We start from the raw sequence: 20,270 nt of genomic DNA, 5'->3' as shown, positions 1-20,270 counted from the left end.
AGGTTCCTTTGCATGCTCATTCGCTGAGACGGAAGCGCCTCCCGCGACGGATGAGTCACTTTCCTTCTCGAAGTTGATGATCCTTTACGACATAGAAAGGAATTCGTATACCAAGAATCGTTGCCGGGTTCTTCTTTCGGTAATTCGATATCATCGCGCTCGTGTCATGCCGACTGCCTTCACGCACATTGCAGCTTCGGCAGAGCCAACCTCGAACGAGGCCAGTTTCGTGATCATGGTCGAGAACCAGATCAGCATAGATACCGCATGCGGCGCACCTGCCATTCTGCCATTCCTCCATGATCTTGAACCCTTCATACGATTCCGGGTCCAAGTTCTCTAGCGATCTAACGGGCCATTCCCAGCAGATCGGGTCCGCCTTTGCGAACTTCTCAATGGCACCAGGAATCCGTGCAACGCAGCGCTTGCAGAATTTCCGTCGTCCGCTCTTCGCAGTATTTCGCGCCAGCCATTCATCCAACTCCTCATATGCCAAGAGAGCATACGGCCCCGGACGGTCTCCTACATACCCACCATGCGTGAAGTCCTCCAACCGCATTGGAGGGCTTGGAAGATGAATTCTGGCCGAGCCGCAGTCAGCAGCGTGAATTCGATTCTTGGTGACCACGATGTCGAAGTTGGTCCGCGCCTCCTCAAGCAGCTCTTGTTGCGCGAAATGCCTATCGAAATTATCCCAAACCTTCAGGTAACTGTCGTAGGAGTAGGCGCACATGGAACAACAGCCGCCCATCAGCCCAGGCTCTGGGGCAACATCCTGGGCAACATCTTCCAAGACCTCACGCACTTCATCAATCGAAGCATCACCCATGCTCATTGCTTGGAGCAACTGAACCACCACAGGAAGTTCGATGAACGCACCGCGCCCGAGAGCTTCAGACCGGCCTTTCCCGATCGCGCAATCTGCGATCACCTGGACCTTCTCATAGATCGCTTCACCGACCGTCAGGTTGTAGAACTGGTTGTAGGGCATGCCAATGGTTCTATCCGACGGGTATGACATCCCAAGCACCACAACCAAACTAAGAAACTGGTTGCATCGACTGGCTGGCCCGGTGTCACCGAAGGAACGTCAGCAGGAGAGACGCGCGCTAAGCGGCCACACCGCGCGTTGCCCACGGGAGTTGACGAAGCAATCAGCACAGACCAACGGAGTGTCCAAGGTCACTTCGCCAACCCTCGGGCTTACAGCTACTATCACGAACTGACGTTGTGTTTCACTAACCAGGCGCTAGCCAGGCCGGTTCGGAAACCAGTCAGGCCCCGTCGAAGACAGAGCCTGAGCTGGGATTCTTTGGTCGGGTTGACAGGATTTGAACCTGCGACCCCCTCGTCCCGAACGAGGTGCGCTACCAAGCTGCGCCACAACCCGAAGGTATTCGCTTATCCGTGAGCACGCCGGGGCACCCACACCGGGATCAAATGTTACCCGAAGCGCACCGTCTGCGTCGAACGGGGTCCGGCCGGGCCGGACCCCGTCACAGGCCGAGTGCGCTTCGGGTTCAGCGCTCGGTGGGGACGAAGGTGAGCAGGCTGGCCTCCGGGGCGCAGGCGAATCGGACCGGCGCGTACGGGGACGTCCCCAGGCCCGCGGAGACGTGGATCAACATGTCGTCCCACGTGTGGAGGCCCTTCACGCGCGCGCGGTCGATGCCGCAGTTGGTGACCAGGGCGCCCACGCCCGGCATGCAGACCTGGCCGCCGTGCGTGTGGCCGGCGGCCGCGAAGTCGTAGCCGTCGGCCGCGAAGGCGTCCAGCACGCGCGGCTCGGGCGTGTGGGTCAGACCGATCGACAGGTCGGTGTCCTTCGGGACCCGGCCTGCCACGAGGTCGTAGTCGTCGAGGTCGAAGTGCGGGTCGTCCACGCCGGCGAAGTGGACGTTCAGGCCCGAGACGACCGCGTCGGCGGAGGCGTTGTTCAGGTCGGTCCAGCCGCCGTCGACGAGGATCTTATGCAGGTCCTCGGTCGGCAGCGGCTCGCCGTACCTGTGCTTGTGGTTCGGGTTGAAGTACTGGAAGGGGTTCTTGAACACCGGCGCGTAGTAGTCGTTCGAGCCGAACACGAACGCCCCGGGGGCCTTGAACAGCGGCCGCAGGGTCTTCGACACCAGGTCGAGCGACTCCGGGTGGCCGAGGTTGTCGCCGGTGAGCAGGACCAGGTCAGGGTCGAGCGCGGCCAGCGACGCCACCCAGTGCGCCTTCCTGACCTGCCCCGGCGTCATGTGAAGGTCGGAGATGTGCAGGACTCGGATCGGTTCGGCGTCCGGTGGCAGCACCGGCACCGCGAAGTGGCGGAGCGTGTATTGGACCCGCTCATAGAGCGAGGCGTACGTGAGTGCCAGCGCCCCGGCGCCGACCCCGATTCCGGCTGCTGCGGCAAGGCCACGGCTCATCTTCATACCCCAACGGTAGATTGTCGTTCTATGAGCAGACTAAAGACCCAGTTGGAAACGGATATGAGAGATGCGCTCAAGTCACGGGACAAGGTGACGCTGGGCACTCTGCGGATGGTGCTGTCGGCGGTCCGGAACGAAGAGGTCTCGGGCAAGGCCGCCCGCGAGCTCGGCGACGACGAAGTCGTCAAGGTGCTCACCAAGCAGGCCAAGCAGCGCCGCGAGGCCGCCGAGGCGTTCCAGGAGGGCGGGCGGCCCGAGCAGGCCGAGGCCGAGCTGGCCGAGGAGGCGGTCATCAAGCGCTACCTGCCGGAGCCGCTGAGTGAGGCCGAACTCACGGAAATGGTCCGTGACGTGATCGCCGAGGGCGGCTACGCCGGACCGGGCGACATGGGGAAGGCCATGAAGGCCGTGCAGCCGAAGGTGGCAGGGCGGGCCGAGGGCAAGGTCGTCGCCGGCATCGTGAAGAACGAGCTCTCCTCGGGCGCCTGACCGGGGCCGCCGGCCGTCCCCGGCCCGCGCCCGACCGGACCGGCCGCAGGTCACGGCTATCGTTGATCGTCGGGTCCGAACCACACGTCTTACCTTGAGGAATCCATGTCCAGCCAAATCACGGCCGAATCCGCACGTCGTCGCACCTTCGCCGTCATCTCCCACCCCGACGCGGGAAAGTCGACGATCACCGAGGCCCTCGCCCTCCACGGCCAGGCCATCTCCTCGGCCGGCGCCGTCCACGGCAAGGGCGGCCGCAAAGGCGTCGTCTCCGACTGGATGTCCATGGAGCAAGACCGCGGCATCTCCATCACCTCGGCGACGCTGCAGTTCGAATACCGCGACTGCGTCGTCAACCTCCTCGATACGCCCGGCCACGCCGATTTCTCCGAGGACACCTACCGGGTCCTGACGGCCGTGGACGCCGCGGTCATGCTCCTGGACGCCGCCAAGGGCCTCGAACCGCAGACCCTCAAACTGTTCGAGGTCTGCCGGGCCCGCCGCATCCCCGTCATCACCTTCATCAACAAGTGGGACCGCCCCGCCAAGGACGCCCTCGAACTGCTCGAGGAGATCGAGGACCGCATCGGCATCAAGCCGACCCCGGTCACCTGGCCGGTCGGCATCGGCGGCGAGTTCCGCGGTGTCGTCGAACGGACCGCCATCGGCGGCAGCCGCGCCCCCGGCATGATCCGCTACGAGCGCTCCCCCGGCGGGCAGCAGCTCGCCGTCACCGAAGCCCTCGACGCCGACACCGCCGCCGACCGGTTCGGCGACGACTTCGAGCGCGCGGTCGAGGAGTCCGAACTGCTCGGCGAGGTCGAGGCCGACTTCGACCAGAAAACGTTCGAGGAGGGTCAGACCACCCCCACCCTGTTCGGCGCCGCCCTGGTCCACTTCGGGGTCGGGCAGTTGCTCGATCTGCTGGTCGACATCGCCCCCTCGCCGTACGCCCGCGAAGACGTCTCCGGCGCGCCCCGCGACCTGGAAGCGGGATTCTCCGGGTTCGTCTTCAAGTCCCAGGCCAACATGAACGCCTCCCACCGCGACCAGCTCGCCTTCGTCCGCATCTGCTCGGGCCGTTTCGAACGCGGCATGCAGGTCACCCAGGCCCAGGGCAAGCGCACCATGTCCACCAAATACGCCCAGACCCTCTTCGGCTCCTCCCGCGGCACGCTCGAAGAGGCGTGGCCGGGCGACATCATCGGCCTGGTCAACGCCTCCGGCCTGGCCGTCGGCGACACCATCTACGCCGGCAAGCCCGTCGAGTTCCCGCCGCTGCCGGCGTTCGCGCCCGAGCACTTCGGCGCCCTCCAGATGCACGACACCTCCAAGGCCAAGCGATTCCGCCGCGGCATCTCTCAACTCGACGCCGAGGGCGTGGTGCAGGTCCTCTACTCCGAGCGGCGCGGCGACGCCACGCCGGTGCTGGCCGCCGTCGGCCCCCTCCAGTTCGAGGTCACGCTCGCTCGCCTGGCCGCCGAGTTCGACGTCCCCGCGGCCATCGACCACCTGCCCTACAGGCTGGCCCGGCTCACCGACGACGACGGCGCCAAGCGGCTCCGGAACGCCCCCGGCGTCGAGGTGTTCGACCGGCCCCGCGACGGCGCCCACCTGGTCGCCATGCCGAACAAGTACCGCATCCAGACCATCGCCAACGACTACCCCGACGTCAAACTCGAACCGCTCCTCGCCGGCGGCCGGGACTGACATGGCCCGGCTGCTGACCTCGTCCGACATCCGGACCCTGGCCCGGGGCCTGGGCATCCGGCCCGCCAAGAAGTGGGGGCAGAACTTCGTCGTCGACGCCAACACCGTGCGCCGCATCGCCGCCGCGGCCGACCTCGGGCCCGACGACGTCGTCATGGAGGTCGGACCGGGAGTCGGCTCGCTCACACTGGCGCTCATCGAGACCGCCCGCCGCGTGATCGCCGTCGAGATCGACCCGAAACTGGCCCTGGCCCTGCCCACGACCGTCGCCCACCGGGCGCCGGCCGAGCACCGCCGGCTGACCGTCGTCGAGGCCGACGCCGCCCGCATCGCCCCCGGCGACCTGCCCGAGCCGCCCACGGTGCTGGTCGCGAACCTTCCCTACAACGTCGCCGTCCCGGTCGTCCTGCACGCCCTCGAGACCTTCCCCGGCCTCACCGGCGGCCTGGTCATGGTCCAGAAGGAGGTCGCCGACCGGCTGACCGCCGGACCCGGGTCCAAGATCTACGGCGCCCCGTCGGTCAAACTGGCCTGGTACGCCAAGGCCAGGCGCGCCGGCTCGGTCTCGGCCAACGTATTCTGGCCGATGCCCAACGTCTCCAGTGGACTGGTTGCCTTCGAGCGGATCGAGTCGCCGCGAGCCGACCGGGCCGAGGTCTTCGCCGCCGTCGACGCCGCCTTCGGGCAGCGCCGCAAGATGCTCCGCCAGGCCCTCAAGTCCTGGGCCGGGTCGGTCGGCGCCGCCGAGGCGGTCCTCGCCCGCGCCGGGATCGAACCTACCCGCCGGGGTGAGTCGTTGGACATCGCAGAGTTCATCGCGCTCGCCGAAGCCAAGGAGGACCCGTGAGTGGTCAGACCGCACCCGCCGCGCCCGAGGCGGCCGTCACCGTCGACGTGCCGGCCAAGATCAATCCGCATCTGGGCGTTGGCGACGCCCGCGCGGACGGATACCACGCGCTCGCCACCGTCTACCAGGCGGTATCGGTCTACGACACCGTCACCGCCGAGCGCCGGTCCGAGCCCGGCGTCGAGCTGACGATCATCGGCGAGGGCGCCGACACGCTGCCGACCGGCGAGAGCAACCTCGCCCACAAGGCCGCCCAGTTGGTCGCCCTCTACGGCGAGATCGAAACCGGCGTGCGTCTCCGCCTGCACAAGCGCATCCCCGTGGCCGGGGGCCTGGCCGGCGGCTCGGCCGACGCCGCGGCCGCGCTGGTGGCCTGCGCCCGCCTGTGGGAGATCGAGATCGGCGACGCCGAGCTGCACCGGCTCGCCGCCGGACTCGGCTCCGACGTGCCGTTCTGCCTCAAGGGCGGGGTCGCCGTCGGCGCCGGGCGCGGCGAGGAGCTCACGCGGGTCGACGCCCGCGGATCGTGGCACTGGGTCGTGGCCACCACCGACACCCAGATCCCGACCCCCGAGTGCTACGAGGAGGTCGACCGGCTCCGCGCCGAGGGCATCGGCCGCTTCTCCGACGACGTCGAACCGATCGTCAAGGCATTCGAGTCCGGGGTCGGCGCCGACGACCTCGCCCGGCTGCTGGTCAACGACATGGAGGCCGCGGCGGTGAGCCTGCGCCCGCAGTTGGCCTCGCTCATGCACGGCGGCCTCGAGGAGGGCGCGCTCGCGGCGCACGTGTCCGGGTCCGGCCCCACGGTCCTGTTCCTGGTCGAAGGCTCCAAGCACGCCTCGGCGCTGGCGCGGCGCCTGCGGATGCGCGGCGGCGCCCGGTCGGTCCACCTCGCGCACGGCCCGGTGGCCGGTCCGCTCGAATGACCCGGCGGGCCGCTCAACGGTTGCGGTCGAAGATCATCCGCAGGCCGTGCAGGGTCAGGTTCGGCTCATAGGCGGTCACGGTCTCGCACTGCTCGATCACCAGCGGGGCCAGGCCGCCGGTCGCGACCACGGCGGTCGGCACCGTGTCCAGCTCGGCGGTGATGCGGCGGACCAGGCCGTCCACTTGGGCGGCGGTGCCGTACACCATTCCCGACTGGAGGCACTCGACGGTGTTCTTGCCGATCACGCCGCGCGGCTTCGCCAGCGGGATCTTCAGCAGGTTCGCCGCCCGCGACGCGAGCGCGTCGATCGAGATCTCGATGCCCGGCGCGAAGGCGCCGCCCAGGAAGTCGCCGTTCTCGGAGATCACGTCGATGTTGGTGGAGGTGCCGAAGTCGATGCTGATGCAGGGGCCGCCGTAGAGGTGGAAGGCCGCGTGGGTGTTCGCGATCCGGTCCGGGCCGGCCTCCTTGGGGTTGTCGATGCTCAGCCGCACGCCGGTCTTGACGCCCGGCGCGATCGACACCAGGTGCGCGTGCGGGTAGTAGCGCTGGACCATCTTGCCGACCTCGGCGCCCTGCTGCGGCACGGTGGAGGACAGGGCGATCCCGGTGATGTCCACGCCGTCGCCGTCGAGGAGGGCCCGAAAGGTCACGCCGATCTCGTCGGCGGTCGCGTCCGGGTCGGTGCGGATGCGCCAGGAGTGCTTGAGGTGCTCGCCCTCGAACACGGCCAGCACGGTGTTGGTATTGCCGATGTCGACGCACAGCAGCACGTGTTCACTCCTCGAAGTCGAGTCCGATGTCGAGTACGGGCGAGGAGTGGGTGAGGGCGCCGACGGAGAGGTAGTGGACCCCGGTCTCGGCGTATTCGACCGCGGTGTCCAGGGTGATCCGGCCGGTCGCCTCCAGTTCGGCCCGGTCGCCGACCGCGTCGACCACTTCGGCCAGCTCCTTGGGGTTCATGTTGTCGCACAGCAGGAACGTCGCGCCGGCCGCGACCGCCTCCAGCGCCTCCTCGAGGGTCTCGATCTCGACCTGGATCTCGATGTCGGGCTCGGCCGAGCGCACCGCCAGGTAGGCGTCGGAGACCGATCCGGCCGCCTCCTTGTGGTTGTCCTTGATCATGGCGGCGTCGAACAGGCCCATGCGCTTGTTGTCGCCGCCGCCGACGCGGACGGCGTACTTCTCCAGCGCGCGCAGCCCCGGGGTGGTCTTGCGGGTGTCGAGCACGGTGGTCGGCCAGTCGGCGAGCACGTCGGCGAAGCGCCGGGTGTGGGTGGCGATGCCGCTGAGGCGGCCCAGCAGGTTGAGCGCGGTGCGCTCGGCGGCCAGCAGGTCGCGGGTGGGGCCGGCGATGCGGGCCAGCGCCCGGCCTTCCCGGATGCGCGCGCCGTCGCCGGCGAGGTAGGTGAATTCGACGTCGCCGGACAGGGCGCTGAAGACGGTGTGGGCGACCGGGAGGCCGGCCAGGACGCCGTCGGCGCGGGCGGCGAGGACGACCACGGAGGTGTGCTCGGGCCCGAACACGGCCTCGGAGGTGGCGTCGCGTCGCTCGGGGGAGAGGTCCTCGTCGAGGTAGTCCCGTACGGCCTCGCGCACCGCCAGCGGGTCGAGGCCGCCTGCCACGAGCCGGGCCTCGGCGTTCCAGTCTTCGCTCATGCGGACTCCCAGGTCGTGTCGAGCCGCCCGTCGGGGCCGAGCGACAGGTGGAGGTGGCCGAGCCAGTCGTCGGAGGCTTCGGGGTGGTCCTCGCGCCAGTGGCTGCCGCGGGTCTCGCGGCGCCGGTGGGCCGCGGCGGTGAGGGCGGTCGCGACCGTCAGGAGGTTGGTGGCCTCCCAGGTGGCCGGGCGCGGGCGCCCGGAGACGTTCTCCCCCAGTGCGGTGAGGGCCTCGGCGGTGGCTTCGAGGCTGGATTCGGACCGGAGGACGCCCGCTCCGGCCGTCATCGCCTCTTGGAGCGGGGCGCGGGAGGTGGTGGAGCTGACCCAGCCTTCGGTGCCGCTCAGTTCGGGGGCGCCGGGCTCGGGTTTCTCCTCGGCGAGGTCGTCGGCGATCCGGCGGGTGAAGACCAGGGCTTCGAGCAGGGAGTTGGAGGCGAGCCGGTTGGCGCCGTGCAGGCCGGTGCAGGCGGCCTCGCCGGCGGCGTAGAGGCCGGGGACGGTGGTGCGTCCGCGCAGGTCGGTGCGGACGCCGCCGGAGGCGTAGTGGGCTGCGGGCGCTACGGGGACGAGGTCGGTGACCGGGTCGATGCCGAGCGCCCGGCACGAGCCGGTGACGGTCGGGAACCGCTCTTCGAGCATGGTGCGGCCCAGGTGGCGGGCGTCGAGCCACACGTGCGGACGGCCCTGTTGCCGCATCCGGGCGGTGGCGGCCTTGGCGACCACGTCGCGCGGGGCGAGCTCGGCCAGTTCGTGGACGTCGGTCATGAACCGCTCGCCCGAGTGGTCGCGCAGGTAGGCGCCTTCGCCTCGGATCGCCTCGGTGATGAGCGGCTGCCGGGCGCTGCGGGCCACCTCTTCGCCTTCGTCGCGGTCGGGCGCGGGTTCGGGTGCGGCTTCGCCGGTGAGGAACAGGGCGGTGGGGTGGAACTGGACGAACTCGAGGTCGGTCACGGCGGCCCCGGCGCGGAGCGCGAGGGCGACGCCGTCGCCGATGGAGACCGACGGGTTGGTGGTGGACTGGAAGATCTGGCCCATGCCGCCGGTGGCGAGCACGACCGCGCGGGCCTCGACGCCGCCGACGCCGTGCTCGACGCCTTCGCCGAGGACGTGGAGGCTCACCCCGGCGGTGCGGCCGGCGGCGTCGGTGAGGAGGTCGAGCACCATCGCGTGCTCGATGATGCGGATCCACGGGTCGCGCAGCACCGCTTGGTGCAGGGCGCGCTGGATCTCGGCGCCGGTGGCGTCGCCGCCGGCGTGGACGATGCGCCGCGCCCGGTGCCCGCCCTCGCGGGTGAGCTGGAGCGAGCCGTCGGCGTGCCGGTCGAACCTGGCGCCGAGGTGGACGAGCTCGGCGATCCGTTCGGGCCCCTCGGTCACGGTGACCTCGACCGCGGCCGGGTCGCACAGGCCCACGCCCGCGATCCGGGTGTCGCGCGCGTGGGCCTCGGGCGTGTCGAGCGGGTCGAGGACGGCGGCCACGCCGCCCTGCGCCCACCGCGTGGAGCCGTCGTCGATGCGGACCTTGGTGACCACGGTGACGTGGAATCCGGCTTGGCGGAGGTTGAGGGCGAGGGTCAGGCCGGCGACGCCGGAGCCGATGACGCACACGTCGGTGGTCTCGGTCCACGACGGGGCCTCGGCCCGCAGCCGCCGCGGCAGTCGCGGCAGCCGGGGCGGCGGCACGGGCGGCGGTGTCACCGGTTCGAGGCCCTCTGGATGAAGTCGGCCAGATCGGCGGACTGCTGGACGCGGGAGGGCTCGTGGACGTACATCATGTGCCCGGCCGGGTAGGTCTTGGTCTCGATCCGCTCGCGCGCCTCGGACGGGACCTCGAGGTGGTCGAGGGTGTACTCGATCGCCTCGACCGGGACGCCGCCGTCGTAGCGGCCCATGGCGACGTGGACCTTCATGTGGGGGTTGAGCCGCATGGCGCTCGCCAGCTTGTCGGTGACGTCGACCGCTTCGCCTTCGAATTCCTTGAACGACCAGGGGTGGACGGCCCGCGACAGCGTCTCGTAGACCGCCTCGTTCTCGTATTCGAGTTCGGCTCGCAGGTAGTGCTGGAGGGCCGCGGTGTAGGGGCCGGCGGTGGCCGACAGGAACGGGTCGTACGGCATCCGCTCGTGGAGGTGGTGGTCGGCCGGGCCGGTGAAGCGGGTGTCCAGGCGGCCGGTCACGAGCTTCCGGTGGCGCTGGAGCTCGGCGTAGTAGCGGGTGTGCTCCAGGCGCAGGTTGGCGTTGTCGACGTACTGTTCGCCGACGCCGGACAGGGAGGCGAGCTTGGCGACGGCATCGGCCCGCTCGGCGGGGTCGAGGTTGTGGCCCTTGGCGAGGATAGCGCGGTACCGGTCGGTGTAGTCGCGGGCCTCGGCGACCAGTTCTTCGAGGTCGCGGCCCTCCTGGAGCCCGTGGTAGTGGGAGGTGGCCGCGTAGGTGGGCAGGAACAGCGGGTTCGGCAGGTCGGAGCGGTTGGACAGGTACAGCGTCTCGAGGTTGAACGCCGGGGCCAGGAACATGGCGCCGTTGAGGAACAGGCCGTACCGGGTCATGAGGTGCTCGGCCAGCCCGGCGCCGCGGGTGCCGCCGTAGGACTCGCCGATGAGGAACTTCGGCGACAGCCAGCGGTTGTGGCGGGTGGTCCACAGGCGGATGATCTCGCCGACCGATTCGATGTCGCCGGTGAAGCCGTGGTAGTCCTTGGCCTTCTCGCCTTCGACGGCGCGGGAGTAGCCGGTCGAGACCGGGTCGATGAACACCAGGTCGGTGTGCCGCAGGAGGGTCTGGTCGTTGTCGAGCAGCCCGTACGGCGGCGGGGTGCGTTCGCCGACGTCGCCGGAGTCGACCCGGCGCGGCCCGAGCAGGCCCAGGTGCAGCCAGATCGAGGACGAGCCGGGACCGCCGTTGAACGCGAAGGTGACCGGGCGGGAGGTCACGTCGGCGTCGTCGAGGGTGTAGTAGGTGATCGAGACCTCGGCCTTGGGTTTGCGGCCGGTGTACTTCTCGTCCTCGACGACTTCTTCTCGCAGCACGATCCGCCCGGTGGTGGCGGTGTAGGCGAGGTCGCCGAGGCGGTGGCGGGTGGTCTTGAGGTCGTCGGCGGGCTCGGGCTTGCCGTTCCCGGCCTCCCGCTCGCCGGTGCCCTTGTCCTCGGCTTTGTCGTCTTTTCGTTGCTCGTCGCTCATGCTCAAGAAAATTACCGCCCGGCCAGTGGGGATGCCAACGCGTTCCCGGCCGTCCCCGGGGCGGGGCGGGCCTTGTCGCCGTCGACCTCGACGATCCGGTTGCGCTCGTCCACGTGCACCACGCGCGGCACGAAGCGGCGCGCCTCGGCGTCCTCCATCTGCGCGTACGAGATGAGGATCACCAGATCACCGGGGTCGACCAGGTGGGCGGCGGCGCCGTTGATGCCGATGACGCCGCTGCCGCGCTCGCCGGCGATGGTGTAGGTCTCCAGCCGCGCGCCGTTGGTGATGTCGACGATGGCGACCTGCTCGCCGTCGAGGATGTCGGCGGCCTCCAGCAGGTCGGCGTCGACGGTGACCGATCCGACGTAGTGCAGGTCGGCCTCGGTGACCGTGGCGCGGTGGACCTTGGACTTGAACATGTTCCTAAGCATCGGGTTCTCCGATCCGGACGGGGGCGTTGTCGATCAGGCGGGTGGTGCCCGCCCTGGCGGCGATGAGCAGGCGGGCGGGCCCGGATTCGGGTGGCTCGCCGAGGTCGGGGCCGCACAGGACCGTGTAGTCGATCGTCAGGCCGGGCTCGGAGGCGAGCACCTTCTCGGCGGCCGCGAGCGGTTCGGGCGAGTCCTGGGCGGCGCGGATGGCGTGCGGGATGGCCAGGGCGGCGGCGCGCTCGGTCTCCGACAGGTAGGTGTTGCGGCTGGACAGCGCCAGGCCGTCCGGCTCGCGGACGGTCTCGACCGGGACGATCTCGATCCCGAAGTCGAGGTCGCGGACCATGCGGCGCACCATCGCCAACTGCTGGAAGTCCTTCTCGCCGAAGCAGGCGAGGTCGGGCCGGACCAGATGGAACAGCTTCGCGACCACGGTGAGCACGCCGGTGAAGAACCCGGGCCGGCACGCCCCTTCGAGGATCTCGCCGCCGGATCCGGCGTGGACGGTGGTGAGGCCGTGGCGGCCCCCCGGGTACAGCTCGGCCTCGACCGGGGCGAAGACGAGGTCGACCTCCTCTTCCTCGCACACGGCCAGGTCGGCGTCGAGGGAGCGCGGGTAGCGGTCGAGGTCCTCACCGGGCCCGAACTGAAGCGGATTGACGAAGACGGTGACGACCGTCGAGTCGGCGACCTCCTTGGCGCGCCTGATGTTGGCGCGGTGGCCGTCGTGGAGCGCCCCCATGGTGGGGACCAGGCCGACGCGGCCGGTCAATCCGGAACGGGCCCGGGCCAGATCGGGCCGGGTGTGGACGAGCAAGGTCATCAGGGGGTGTCCTCCTTGTCCTGGGGGTGGGCTAGGACGTCGAGCAGTCCCTCGGCGTCGGCGGGGTCGAGGCGGCCGGAGTCCAGGGCGCGCTCGGCGGTGCGCCGCGCCAGCGCGCGGTAGGCGCCGGCGAGGTCGGTGCCGTCCAGGGCCCGCAGGTGCCCGGCGACGGTGCCGGAGTCGCCGCGGGCGACCGGTCCGGTGAGCCCGGCGTCGCCGTGGCGCAGGGCGTTTTCGAGCGCGGCCGCCGCCAGCGGGGACAGCAGGCGCTCGGGGGCGCGGACGCCCATCCCGCGGAGCTGGTCGACGGTGTCGTTGACGAGGGTGACCAGGTGGTTCGCGGAGTAGACCAGCGCGGCATGGTAGCGGGCGCGGTCGGCCTCGGACAGGTGCTCGGGCTCGCCGCCCATTTCGACCACGAGGGCCTCCCCGATCAGGCGGGCGTCGTCCTCGGCGGTGATCGCCCAGGACGCACCGGCGAGCCGTTCGAGGTCCTCGGGGCGGCCGGTGAAGGTCATGGCCGGGGCGAGGGCGATGGTCAACGCGCCGGCGTCGGCTGCCGGCCGGAGGATCCCGGCGCCGTTGGCGCCGGAGGTGTGGACGACGATCTGGCCGGGCCGGAACCGCAGCGAGGCCGCCAAGGAGGCGAGGGCGTCGTCGGGGACGGCGAGGACGAGCAGTTCGGCCGCGGCGGCGACGGCGTCGGGGGCGAGGATCTCGGCGTCGGGGAAGCAGCGGGCGGCGCGGGCGCGGGAGGCCTCGGAGCCGGCGGTGGCGGCCACGACGCGGTGGCCGGCCCTCTCGAGGGCGGCGCCGATCGCGGAGCCGACGCGTCCGGCGGACACGACGCCGACCGCGAGGCGGCTGGCCGTCTGGGTCGCGGCTCGCCGCGTGGACCCGGCGCTGGGGTGATCCATGATGCTGATCCAGTCCTGTGGGAGGTACCGGTCATTGCTTACGGATTAATTGTGCTTCGTCAGAATGCCGATGCCAGCCCGGGAGCCTGGGAGTGGCGAGATTCACTCGGCCGCTAGGGTCGGTGCATGGTGGGGTTCGAGCGCTGGAGCGCTGCAATGGACAGGGCCCTCTACGGGCCCGGCGGCTTCTACCGCCGCGAGCTGCCGCGGCACCACTTCTCGACCAGCGCGCAGACTCCCGTGTTCGCCGAGGCGGTAGCCCGGTTGGCCGACGCGGTGGACGCGGGCCTGGGCCGCCCGGAGGCGTTCGAGGTCGTCGACGTGGGCGCCGGGAACGGCGAGCTGATCGGGCACCTGGACTCGCTGCTGGACGAGCGGGCGCGGCTGACGGCCGTCGAACTCCGCCCCAAGCCGGGCGACCTGCCCGAGCGGGTCAACTGGCAGTCGCACCTGCCCGACCGCGTGGTGGGGCTCGTGGTCGCCTGCGAGCTGCTGGACAACGTGCCGTGCGACGTGGCCGTGGTCGACCCCGAGGGCGGGCTGCGCTACGAGGAGGTCGACGAGCACGGCGAGACCCGGCCGGGCGGGCCGGTCGACGACGCCGACGCCAAGTGGCTGGACGAATGGTGGCCGCTGCCCGAGCCGGGGCGGCGCGCCGAGATCGGACGGCCGCGGGAGCGGATGTGGGAGGCGCTCACCGGTCGCGTGGCGTCGGGGACGGCGCTGGCGATCGACTACGGGCACACCCGTGCCGATCGGCCCGAGGCCGGGAGCATGTCCGGTTTCCGCGGCGGGGGCACCGTCCGGCCGGTGCCCGACGGCAGTTGCGACATCACCGCGCACGTGGCGGTCGACGCGCTGGGGAGCGACCGGCTGGTGACGCAGCGGGAGGCGCTGCGCGACCTGGGGCTGCCGGTGGAGCGGCCGCCGCTGTCGCTGGCCTACCGGGACCCGACCCGGTACGCGGTCGACCTGGCGCGGGCCTCGGCCTCGGCCCGGTTGACCGACCCGGGGGGACTCGGGGCGCATTGGTGGATACTCAGTTCCCCTGTCGCTTAGGGCAAGGCCGTATCCTGGTGGTCCGAAGACCAAGCAGGAGAGACGACAGGCGGCGTGGGCAGTAGCGGGGTTCCCGAGCGGGAGTGGAAGTACGAGGACGAGAAGCGCATCCGTGCGCGCGATCGGCAGCGGCGCAACACGTTGGCGATGTTCGACGGCATCGAGCAGATGCTGCTCAACGACATCGCGGCGGGCATTCCGCTGAAGCAGGCGGTCGAGTGGTACGGCCTGACGCTGCGAGGGGTGCACAACCGCGCCAGATGGGACGCCGAATGGTCGGAGCGCCTGGACGCGTCGCTGCTGGCCGGGCGCGATCCGGACCTGGAGCACGGCAGGGACCCGACCTACAAGCGGTTCGGGTGCCGGTGCCCCGACTGCCGCGACGCCCACCGGGCCGGCAAGGGCCGGGATCGGGGCTCCTGACCGTCCGGCGGGGGCGAGGCATACTCGGAGCGGACCGTGCCCGCCTCCGGGGCACCGATCGGAAGGACTCCGCAGCATGTATCGACCCGTCAGCCGCATGGGCCGCCTCTTCGCGGCCGTCGCGTTCATCGAGGCCGCCACGTGGGCCGGGCTGCTGGCGGGGATGTACTTCAAGTACATCCCCGAGACCACCGAGCTCGGCGTGCAGATCTTCGGGCGGCTCCACGGCGGGGCGTTCATCGCCTATGTGGCGGTGACGCTGGTCGCGGCGGTGCGGCTGCGGTGGCGGTGGTGGGTCGCGGGCGTGGCCCTGGCCGCCTCGATTCCGCCGTTGGCGACCGCCCCGGTCGAAGTGTGGCTGCGGCGCACGGGACGCCTGGCACCGAGGGCGCCTGCGAAGAACGCCGAGACCGAGATGGCCCCGGTCGGCTGACCGATCGCCGCTAGTCCTCCGCGAACAGGTCGGCTGCGCTCTCGACCGAGGGCGCCCGCAGAAGCCAGCGCCGCAGCAGTCCGGGATCGGTGCAGGCGGTGATGCGGTCCCGGTCGGCGTCGCCGACGTCCACTCCGCGCTCGCTCAGGAAGGCCAGGATCGCTTCGGCCAAGCCCTCGACGCGCCCCTCGACGCGCCCTTCGGCGCGACCGGTGGCTTCGCCTTCGAGGCGAAGGGCGGACTTGTATCGGTACGGCATGGTCCTCATTATGTTCCTCCAGCTTTCTCGTGCGCAACCTTTGCCGAGGCCGCCCTCGGTGAACTCGGCCCAGTAGGCGGCCGTCTCGGGATCGAGCGAGTCGAGCGCCTCGGCGAGCGGGCGCATCGCCTTCTCGATGTCGGGATCGAGCCGATGGCAGAGTACGGCGAGTACGCAGAAGACCACGTCCTCGGCGGCGGTCTCCGGATCGGTGATGAACGGCGTGTTGTCCGGTCCGACCACGAACGGGAACAGCCTCAAGGACGGGCATCCGGGCGGACCGAGTGTGAGTGGACCCCGCGCCCAACGTGCGGTTTCCTCCTTCGGCGTGATCACCAAGAGCGTGGCCGGGATCTCGTACTTGTTCTCGAGGCAGCTCAGGTAGTAGGCCCAGCTACGGACCTTCTTCTCGCTTACCTCGGTCTGCGGCTCGATGACCAGAAGTCGCGGACCTTCGGCGGTCTCGGCCCTGAGGATCGTGTCGACTCTCCGCTCGAGGGCATCGATCTCGGTCAGGTCGCCGTTGACGAGGCCGACCGCCTCGACTTCGGGGAAGTTCTCGGCTATCACCCGCCTCAAGGTCCGGGTGAACAGGCCGGCGTCCTCGCGGAAGATGTGGTGCAGCGCCTCATGGGGGATCTTCGCCATGACCGAACCGTAAGCGGAGGGTCGCTCGTTCGGGTGGATCCGCTGCGCGTGTCGTCTGTCGGAGAACCGACAGGAGCCCGACCGGTCAGAGCATTTCGAGGAGGGCTTCGATGTACTGGGCGACGCCGTCGTCGTCGTTGCCGGCGGGGGCGATCTCGTCGGCGGCCTGCTTGACCCAGGGGTGGGCGTCGGGCATGGCCACCGCGTGCCCGGCACTGCGGAGCATCGGCAGGTCGTTGGTGGCGTCGCCGAGTACGAGGACGTCGTCCCAGTCGATGTCGAACTTGTCGAGCACGACCTGGATCCCGGCGGCCTTGTTGACGCCGACGGGGCAGACTTCGAGGATGCCGACACCGGACTCGGTGACGGTGACCCGATCGGTGTCGACCACCTCCTGGGCGGCTGTGAGCAGGTCGGGGCCGGAGTGCTCGTCGGAGACGAAGTAGCCCTTGACCATCGGGCCGCGGAAGGCCTCGTGGCGGGGCGCGGTCATGAGGGTGACGGTCGGCCACGGCCAGTTCGGCATCTCGTCGCCGGTGATGTGGCGGTCGGGGTCGGCCGGTTCGGCGAGCGCGCGCAGCGGTCCGACCCGTTGCTCGATCCGCCGGAGTGCGGTGTGGAGGACCTCGCCGTCGACCGAGCGGTTGGCCATCTCGACGACGGTGTCGTCGTAGCGGCACTCGTAGACGAAGGCGCCCTGGCCGAGGACCAGGTAGTCGGCGGAGGGGACGTCGTTGCGGCACAGGTCGAGCAGGCGCGGACCGCGGCCGGTGGCGCCGACGACGATGACGCCGGAGGCGGCCAGGCGCTTGAGTGCGGCCATGCTGCGGGGGGAGACGCTCTCGTCGGAGCGGACGAGCGTGCCGTCGAGGTCGGTGGCGACGAGCCGAGGCGTCTTGCGAAGGTCGATCATGCATCCTCCTTGGTCGTCGAGCTTCGGTCCGCCGCCCCCGGTCGGGTCAGAACCACCGGCGCAGTACGTGCGCGACGCCGTCGTCCCACACGGGCGGGGCCACCTCGTCGGCGGCGCTGCGCACTTCGGGGGCCGCTTGTCCCATCGCCACCGCGTACCCGGCCCACCCGAACATGGTCAGGTCGTTGTGGGCGTCGCCGAAGACGACGGTGTCGGCCGATGATACGCCGTAGTTTCCGGCGATGCGCGCCAGTCCCGTGGCCTTGGTCACTCCCGGGGGTCCGACGTCGATCCAGCCGTTGAAGCCGACCTCGACGTGGTAGTCGGCCGCGTCCAGGGCGGCGGTCTCGGCCAGGCGCAGCGCGTTGGGGCATTGGCGGCCGATGTTGTTGCCGCCGGCGGCTTCCACGCGCGCCACGATCCGCGAGGTGGGGCGGTCGACCAGGTCGTCGAGGCTGATCTGTCCGGCCCACTGGGCTTCGAAGTCTCGCTTGAAGCCCTTGGTGTGGTACCAGCCTTCCATGTCCCAGGCGACGGCGAACTCGACCGAGTCGTCGGCGGCCATGAGCGCTTCGACGGCCGGGCGGGGGTCGAGTTCGGTCTGGTGGGAGAGTTCGCGGGCGGTGAGGTCGTATTCGGAGGCGCCGTGGGAGGCGGAGGCGAAGCCGTCGTCCAGTTCCAGGTCGTCGGCGGTGCGCCTGGCGCCCCAGACCGCGCGCCCGGTCACCACGGCGACCGGCACCCCGGCGTCCCGGACGGCCGCGAGCGCCTCGATCACCGGGCGGGTGGGCCGGGTGAACTCGACGTGCTTGTAGTCGACCACGGTGCCGTCGAGGTCTACGGCGACGAACTTGGGAGGATCCTCCCGGGGGGTCGATGGGGCGTATTGCTGCATTTGACAACGGTATACCGCCGGAGGTGAACGGCAGGGGACCGAGCGGCTGAACTCACGGGGACGCGATTCGCCCCAAACTCACCCATTCAGGCGGCGCGCGGCATACGGTGCCACTATGGCCGACATCACGATTGAGCGCGTCTACGACTACCGGGCCGACCCGGACCGTTCCGGCGCGGTATTCCTGGTCGACCGGCTGTGGCCGCGGGGCGTCAGCAAGGAGGACCTGGCGGGCGTCACCTGGCTGCCCGACGCGTCGCCGTCGCCGAATCTGCGGATCTGGTTCGGGCACAGCACCGAACGGTTCGACGAGTTCACCGGCCGCTACCGCGCCGAGCTGGACGGGCGGCCCGAACATGCCGAACCGATCGTCGAGGCCGCCCGCTCCGGGCCGGTGACACTGCTCTACGCCGCGAAGGACCCGCAGGTCAACCACGCCGTGGTGCTCAAGGCATGGTGCGAGGACGAGCTCGGCGACTGACGCGAGCGAACCGGATCGTAGATCCTATAGGATATAGGATCTCCCCCTATTTGGGTTCGATGACGTCCTTGCCCAGGAACGGCTGCAGCGCCTTCGGCACCCCCAGCGAACCGTCGGGACGCTGGTGGTTCTCCAGGATCGACACCAGCCACCGGGTCGTGGCGAGCGTCCCGTTCAAGGTAGCGGCCACGGCGTTCTTGCCGTGCTCGTCGCGGTACTTGATGTTCAGCCGCCGGGCCTGGAACGTGGTGCAGTTCGAGGTCGAGGTCAGCTCCCGGTAGCGGCCCTGGCTGGGCACCCACGCCTCGCAGTCGAACTTGCGGGCCGCGCTCGTGCCCAGGTCGCCGGCGGCGACGTCGATCACCCGGTAGGGCAGCTCCATCTTCTGCAGCATCCGCTCCTCGTACTCCAGCAGCCGCTCGTGCTCGGCCGCGGCGTCCTCGGGACGGCAGTAGGAGAACATCTCCACCTTGTCGAACTGGTGGACGCGGATGATCCCGCGGGTGTCCTTGCCGTACGAGCCGGCCTCGCGGCGGAAGCACGACGACCAGCCCGCGTACCGCACCGGCTCCGACAGCTCCCCGAGGTTCTCCCCCGAGTGGTACGCGGCCAGCGGGACCTCCGAGGTCCCCACCAGGTACATCTCGTCGCGCTCGAGGTAGTAGACCTCATCGGAGTGCTCGCCGAGGAACCCCGTGCCCTCCATCGCCTCCGGGCGCACCAGCACCGGCGGAATCACCGGCGTGAAGCCGGTCTCGACCGCCTGCTGCACCGCCAGATTCAGCATCGCCAACTGCAGCAGCGCCCCGTCGCCGGTGAGGTAGTAGAACCGGGCGCCCGAGGCCTTCGCGCCGCGCTCGGTGTCGAGCAGGCCCAAGGCGGTGCCGAGATCGAGGTGGTCCCGGACGTCCTCGGGGACGGCGGTATCGCCGACCTCCTTGAGGAGGACGAAGTCGTCCTCGCCGCCCGCCGGTGCGCCGTCGGCGACCAGGTTCGGCAGGGCCTTGCCGGCGGCGTCGAAGGCGGCGGCGGTCGCCGTCACGCGCGCCTCTGCGGCCTTGACCTCCTCGGCGAGGGTCTTGGTGCGCTCCAGCAGCGCCTGCTTCTCCTCGCCCTGGGCCTTCGCGATCTGCTTGCCCAGGCCCTTCTGCTCGGCGCGGAGGGCCTCGAAGGACTGCAGGGCACTGCGGTGGTCGGAGTCGGCCGACAGGAGCGCGTCGACGGTCTCGGGGGAGTCGCCGCGCTTGCGCTGGCTGTCGCGGTAGGCGTCCGGATTCTCTCGCAATGCTCGCAGATCGATCACGTCCCCAGATTACCGGCCTGGTCTCGCGACCCGACAAAGCCTTATCGTGGCCGTGTGCCGGTGGAAATGAACGCGAAGGAATTCGAAGCGGCCGTGGCCGACGCGCTCGACGCGGTGCCGCACGAGCTGATGGACATGTTGGACAACGTGGTGGTCCTGGTCGAGGCCGAGCCCGAAGGGCCCGACAAGGACCTGCTCGGGCTCTACCAGGGCACGGCGCTGACCGACCGGGGCTGGGAGTACGGCGGGGTCCTGCCCGACACCATCACCATCTACCGGGGGCCGACGCTGCGGATGTGCTCCAGCAGCGACGAGGTGGTCGACGAGGTCGCGATCACCGTGGTCCACGAGATCGCCCACCACTTCGGCATCGAGGAGCACCGGCTGCACGAGCTCGGCTGGGGCTGAACCTGGACCGGCGCAGATGCGAGCCTGATGGCAGGTATCG

General features: G+C 70.1%; 22 protein-coding genes and 1 tRNA gene. 9 read left to right on the top strand and 14 right to left on the bottom strand.

The annotated features are described in order from the left end of the window. Positions 1 to 55: 55 nt before the first annotated feature. The 3 genes from CUT39_RS07380 to CUT39_RS07370 form a co-directional block, all read right to left on the bottom strand. On the bottom strand, positions 56 to 991 hold the full coding sequence (locus CUT39_RS07380) for an endonuclease domain-containing protein (protein WP_157930529.1): 936 nt from the start codon (positions 989 to 991) through the stop codon (positions 56 to 58). Between the two features lie 322 nt (positions 992 to 1,313). Beyond that, a tRNA-Pro gene (locus tag CUT39_RS07375) sits at positions 1,314 to 1,390 on the bottom strand. A gap of 130 nt (positions 1,391 to 1,520) precedes the next feature. After that, complete coding sequence (locus CUT39_RS07370; protein ID WP_100445307.1) at positions 1,521 to 2,417, bottom strand: metallophosphoesterase; 897 nt, start codon at positions 2,415 to 2,417, stop codon at positions 1,521 to 1,523. 24 nt (positions 2,418 to 2,441) lie between these two features. Between CUT39_RS07370 and CUT39_RS07365 the strand changes: the two genes are divergently transcribed. From CUT39_RS07365 to CUT39_RS07350, 4 genes are all read left to right on the top strand, one after another. Continuing rightward, the gene (locus tag CUT39_RS07365; protein WP_100445306.1) at positions 2,442 to 2,903 is read left to right on the top strand and encodes a GatB/YqeY domain-containing protein; all 462 of its coding nucleotides are present in this window, start codon (positions 2,442 to 2,444) and stop codon (positions 2,901 to 2,903) included. Positions 2,904 to 3,008: 105 nt separating this feature from the next. After that, the gene (locus CUT39_RS07360) at positions 3,009 to 4,613 is read left to right on the top strand and encodes a peptide chain release factor 3 (protein WP_100445305.1); all 1,605 of its coding nucleotides are present in this window, start codon (positions 3,009 to 3,011) and stop codon (positions 4,611 to 4,613) included. Between the two features lies 1 nt (position 4,614). Next, entirely contained in the window at positions 4,615 to 5,460 is an 846-nt protein-coding gene (rsmA, locus tag CUT39_RS07355) for a 16S rRNA (adenine(1518)-N(6)/adenine(1519)-N(6))-dimethyltransferase RsmA (protein WP_100445304.1), read from the top strand. Continuing rightward, positions 5,457 to 6,389 carry a 4-(cytidine 5'-diphospho)-2-C-methyl-D-erythritol kinase gene (locus CUT39_RS07350; RefSeq protein WP_100445303.1) on the top strand — a complete coding sequence of 311 codons (933 nt, stop codon included), beginning with the start codon at positions 5,457 to 5,459 and terminating at the stop codon, positions 6,387 to 6,389. The genes rsmA and CUT39_RS07350 overlap by 4 nt, the downstream gene beginning before the upstream one ends. A gap of 13 nt (positions 6,390 to 6,402) precedes the next feature. On the opposite strand, the gene CUT39_RS07345 is transcribed toward CUT39_RS07350, so the two are convergent. From CUT39_RS07345 to CUT39_RS07315, 7 genes are read right to left on the bottom strand one after another with little or no spacing between them, the layout of a single operon-like run. Then, a complete protein-coding gene (locus tag CUT39_RS07345) occupies positions 6,403 to 7,164 on the bottom strand; it encodes a type III pantothenate kinase (protein ID WP_100445302.1) in 762 nt (253 codons plus the stop codon). Positions 7,165 to 7,168: 4 nt separating this feature from the next. Next, positions 7,169 to 8,050, bottom strand: coding sequence for a carboxylating nicotinate-nucleotide diphosphorylase (nadC, locus tag CUT39_RS07340; protein WP_100445301.1), 882 nt, complete (start codon positions 8,048 to 8,050; stop codon positions 7,169 to 7,171). After that, entirely contained in the window at positions 8,047 to 9,750 is a 1,704-nt protein-coding gene (locus tag CUT39_RS07335; protein WP_232805645.1) for an L-aspartate oxidase, read from the bottom strand. The genes nadC and CUT39_RS07335 overlap by 4 nt, the downstream gene beginning before the upstream one ends. Continuing rightward, positions 9,747 to 11,234, bottom strand: a complete 1,488-nt coding sequence (locus tag CUT39_RS07330; RefSeq protein WP_100445299.1) for a S10 family peptidase — start codon at positions 11,232 to 11,234, stop codon at positions 9,747 to 9,749. Before CUT39_RS07330 ends, CUT39_RS07335 begins: the two co-directional genes overlap by 4 nt. Before the next feature lie 11 nt (positions 11,235 to 11,245). Continuing rightward, a complete protein-coding gene (gene panD, locus CUT39_RS07325; RefSeq protein ID WP_100445298.1) occupies positions 11,246 to 11,668 on the bottom strand; it encodes an aspartate 1-decarboxylase in 423 nt (140 codons plus the stop codon). Beyond that, positions 11,661 to 12,491: a pantoate--beta-alanine ligase gene (panC, locus tag CUT39_RS07320; protein WP_100445297.1), complete on the bottom strand. Its 831-nt coding sequence runs from the start codon at positions 12,489 to 12,491 to the stop codon at positions 11,661 to 11,663. Before panC ends, panD begins: the two co-directional genes overlap by 8 nt. After that, a complete protein-coding gene (locus CUT39_RS07315; RefSeq protein WP_100445296.1) occupies positions 12,491 to 13,408 on the bottom strand; it encodes a Rossmann-like and DUF2520 domain-containing protein in 918 nt (305 codons plus the stop codon). The genes panC and CUT39_RS07315 overlap by 1 nt, the downstream gene beginning before the upstream one ends. A 126-nt stretch (positions 13,409 to 13,534) precedes the next feature. On the opposite strand from CUT39_RS07315, the gene CUT39_RS07310 reads away from it, so the two are divergent. The 3 genes from CUT39_RS07310 to CUT39_RS07300 all read left to right on the top strand — a co-directional run bounded on the left by CUT39_RS07310 (position 13,535) and on the right by CUT39_RS07300 (position 15,323). Continuing rightward, on the top strand, positions 13,535 to 14,467 hold the full coding sequence (locus tag CUT39_RS07310; RefSeq protein ID WP_100445295.1) for an SAM-dependent methyltransferase: 933 nt from the start codon (positions 13,535 to 13,537) through the stop codon (positions 14,465 to 14,467). Positions 14,468 to 14,521: 54 nt separating this feature from the next. Beyond that, positions 14,522 to 14,890, top strand: a complete 369-nt coding sequence (locus CUT39_RS07305; RefSeq protein ID WP_100445294.1) for a hypothetical protein — start codon at positions 14,522 to 14,524, stop codon at positions 14,888 to 14,890. A gap of 76 nt (positions 14,891 to 14,966) precedes the next feature. Continuing rightward, positions 14,967 to 15,323, top strand: a complete 357-nt coding sequence (locus CUT39_RS07300; RefSeq protein WP_198586939.1) for a DUF3817 domain-containing protein — start codon at positions 14,967 to 14,969, stop codon at positions 15,321 to 15,323. Positions 15,324 to 15,333: 10 nt separating this feature from the next. On the opposite strand, the gene CUT39_RS07295 is transcribed toward CUT39_RS07300, so the two are convergent. From CUT39_RS07295 to CUT39_RS07285, 3 genes are all read right to left on the bottom strand, one after another. Next, positions 15,334 to 16,230, bottom strand: coding sequence for a hypothetical protein (locus CUT39_RS07295; RefSeq protein ID WP_100445292.1), 897 nt, complete (start codon positions 16,228 to 16,230; stop codon positions 15,334 to 15,336). An 85-nt stretch (positions 16,231 to 16,315) separates the two neighbouring features. After that, positions 16,316 to 17,143, bottom strand: a complete 828-nt coding sequence (locus CUT39_RS07290) for an HAD family hydrolase (protein ID WP_100445291.1) — start codon at positions 17,141 to 17,143, stop codon at positions 16,316 to 16,318. Between the two features lie 46 nt (positions 17,144 to 17,189). Then, entirely contained in the window at positions 17,190 to 18,038 is an 849-nt protein-coding gene (locus tag CUT39_RS07285) for an HAD family hydrolase (RefSeq protein ID WP_100445290.1), read from the bottom strand. 115 nt (positions 18,039 to 18,153) lie between these two features. Between CUT39_RS07285 and CUT39_RS07280 the strand changes: the two genes are divergently transcribed. Continuing rightward, complete coding sequence (locus tag CUT39_RS07280; protein ID WP_100445289.1) at positions 18,154 to 18,519, top strand: DUF488 domain-containing protein; 366 nt, start codon at positions 18,154 to 18,156, stop codon at positions 18,517 to 18,519. 46 nt (positions 18,520 to 18,565) lie between these two features. Here CUT39_RS07280 and serS read toward each other — a convergent pair whose 3' ends face one another. Continuing rightward, positions 18,566 to 19,822 (bottom strand): serine--tRNA ligase, encoded by a 1,257-nt coding sequence (gene serS / locus CUT39_RS07275; protein WP_100445288.1) that lies wholly within the window; start codon positions 19,820 to 19,822, stop codon positions 18,566 to 18,568. 60 nt (positions 19,823 to 19,882) lie between these two features. Here serS and CUT39_RS07270 point away from each other — a divergent pair, with 60 nt between their 5' ends. Further along, entirely contained in the window at positions 19,883 to 20,230 is a 348-nt protein-coding gene (locus CUT39_RS07270; protein WP_100445369.1) for a metallopeptidase family protein, read from the top strand. Positions 20,231 to 20,270: the final 40 nt, after the last annotated feature.

This window comes from Glycomyces xiaoerkulensis (genome assembly GCF_002798405.1).
GTDB classification, from domain to species: domain Bacteria; phylum Actinomycetota; class Actinomycetes; order Mycobacteriales; family Micromonosporaceae; genus Glycomyces; species Glycomyces xiaoerkulensis.
Note: the sequence above shows the minus strand (reverse complement) of the source record. Positions and strands in the feature narration are given on the sequence as shown.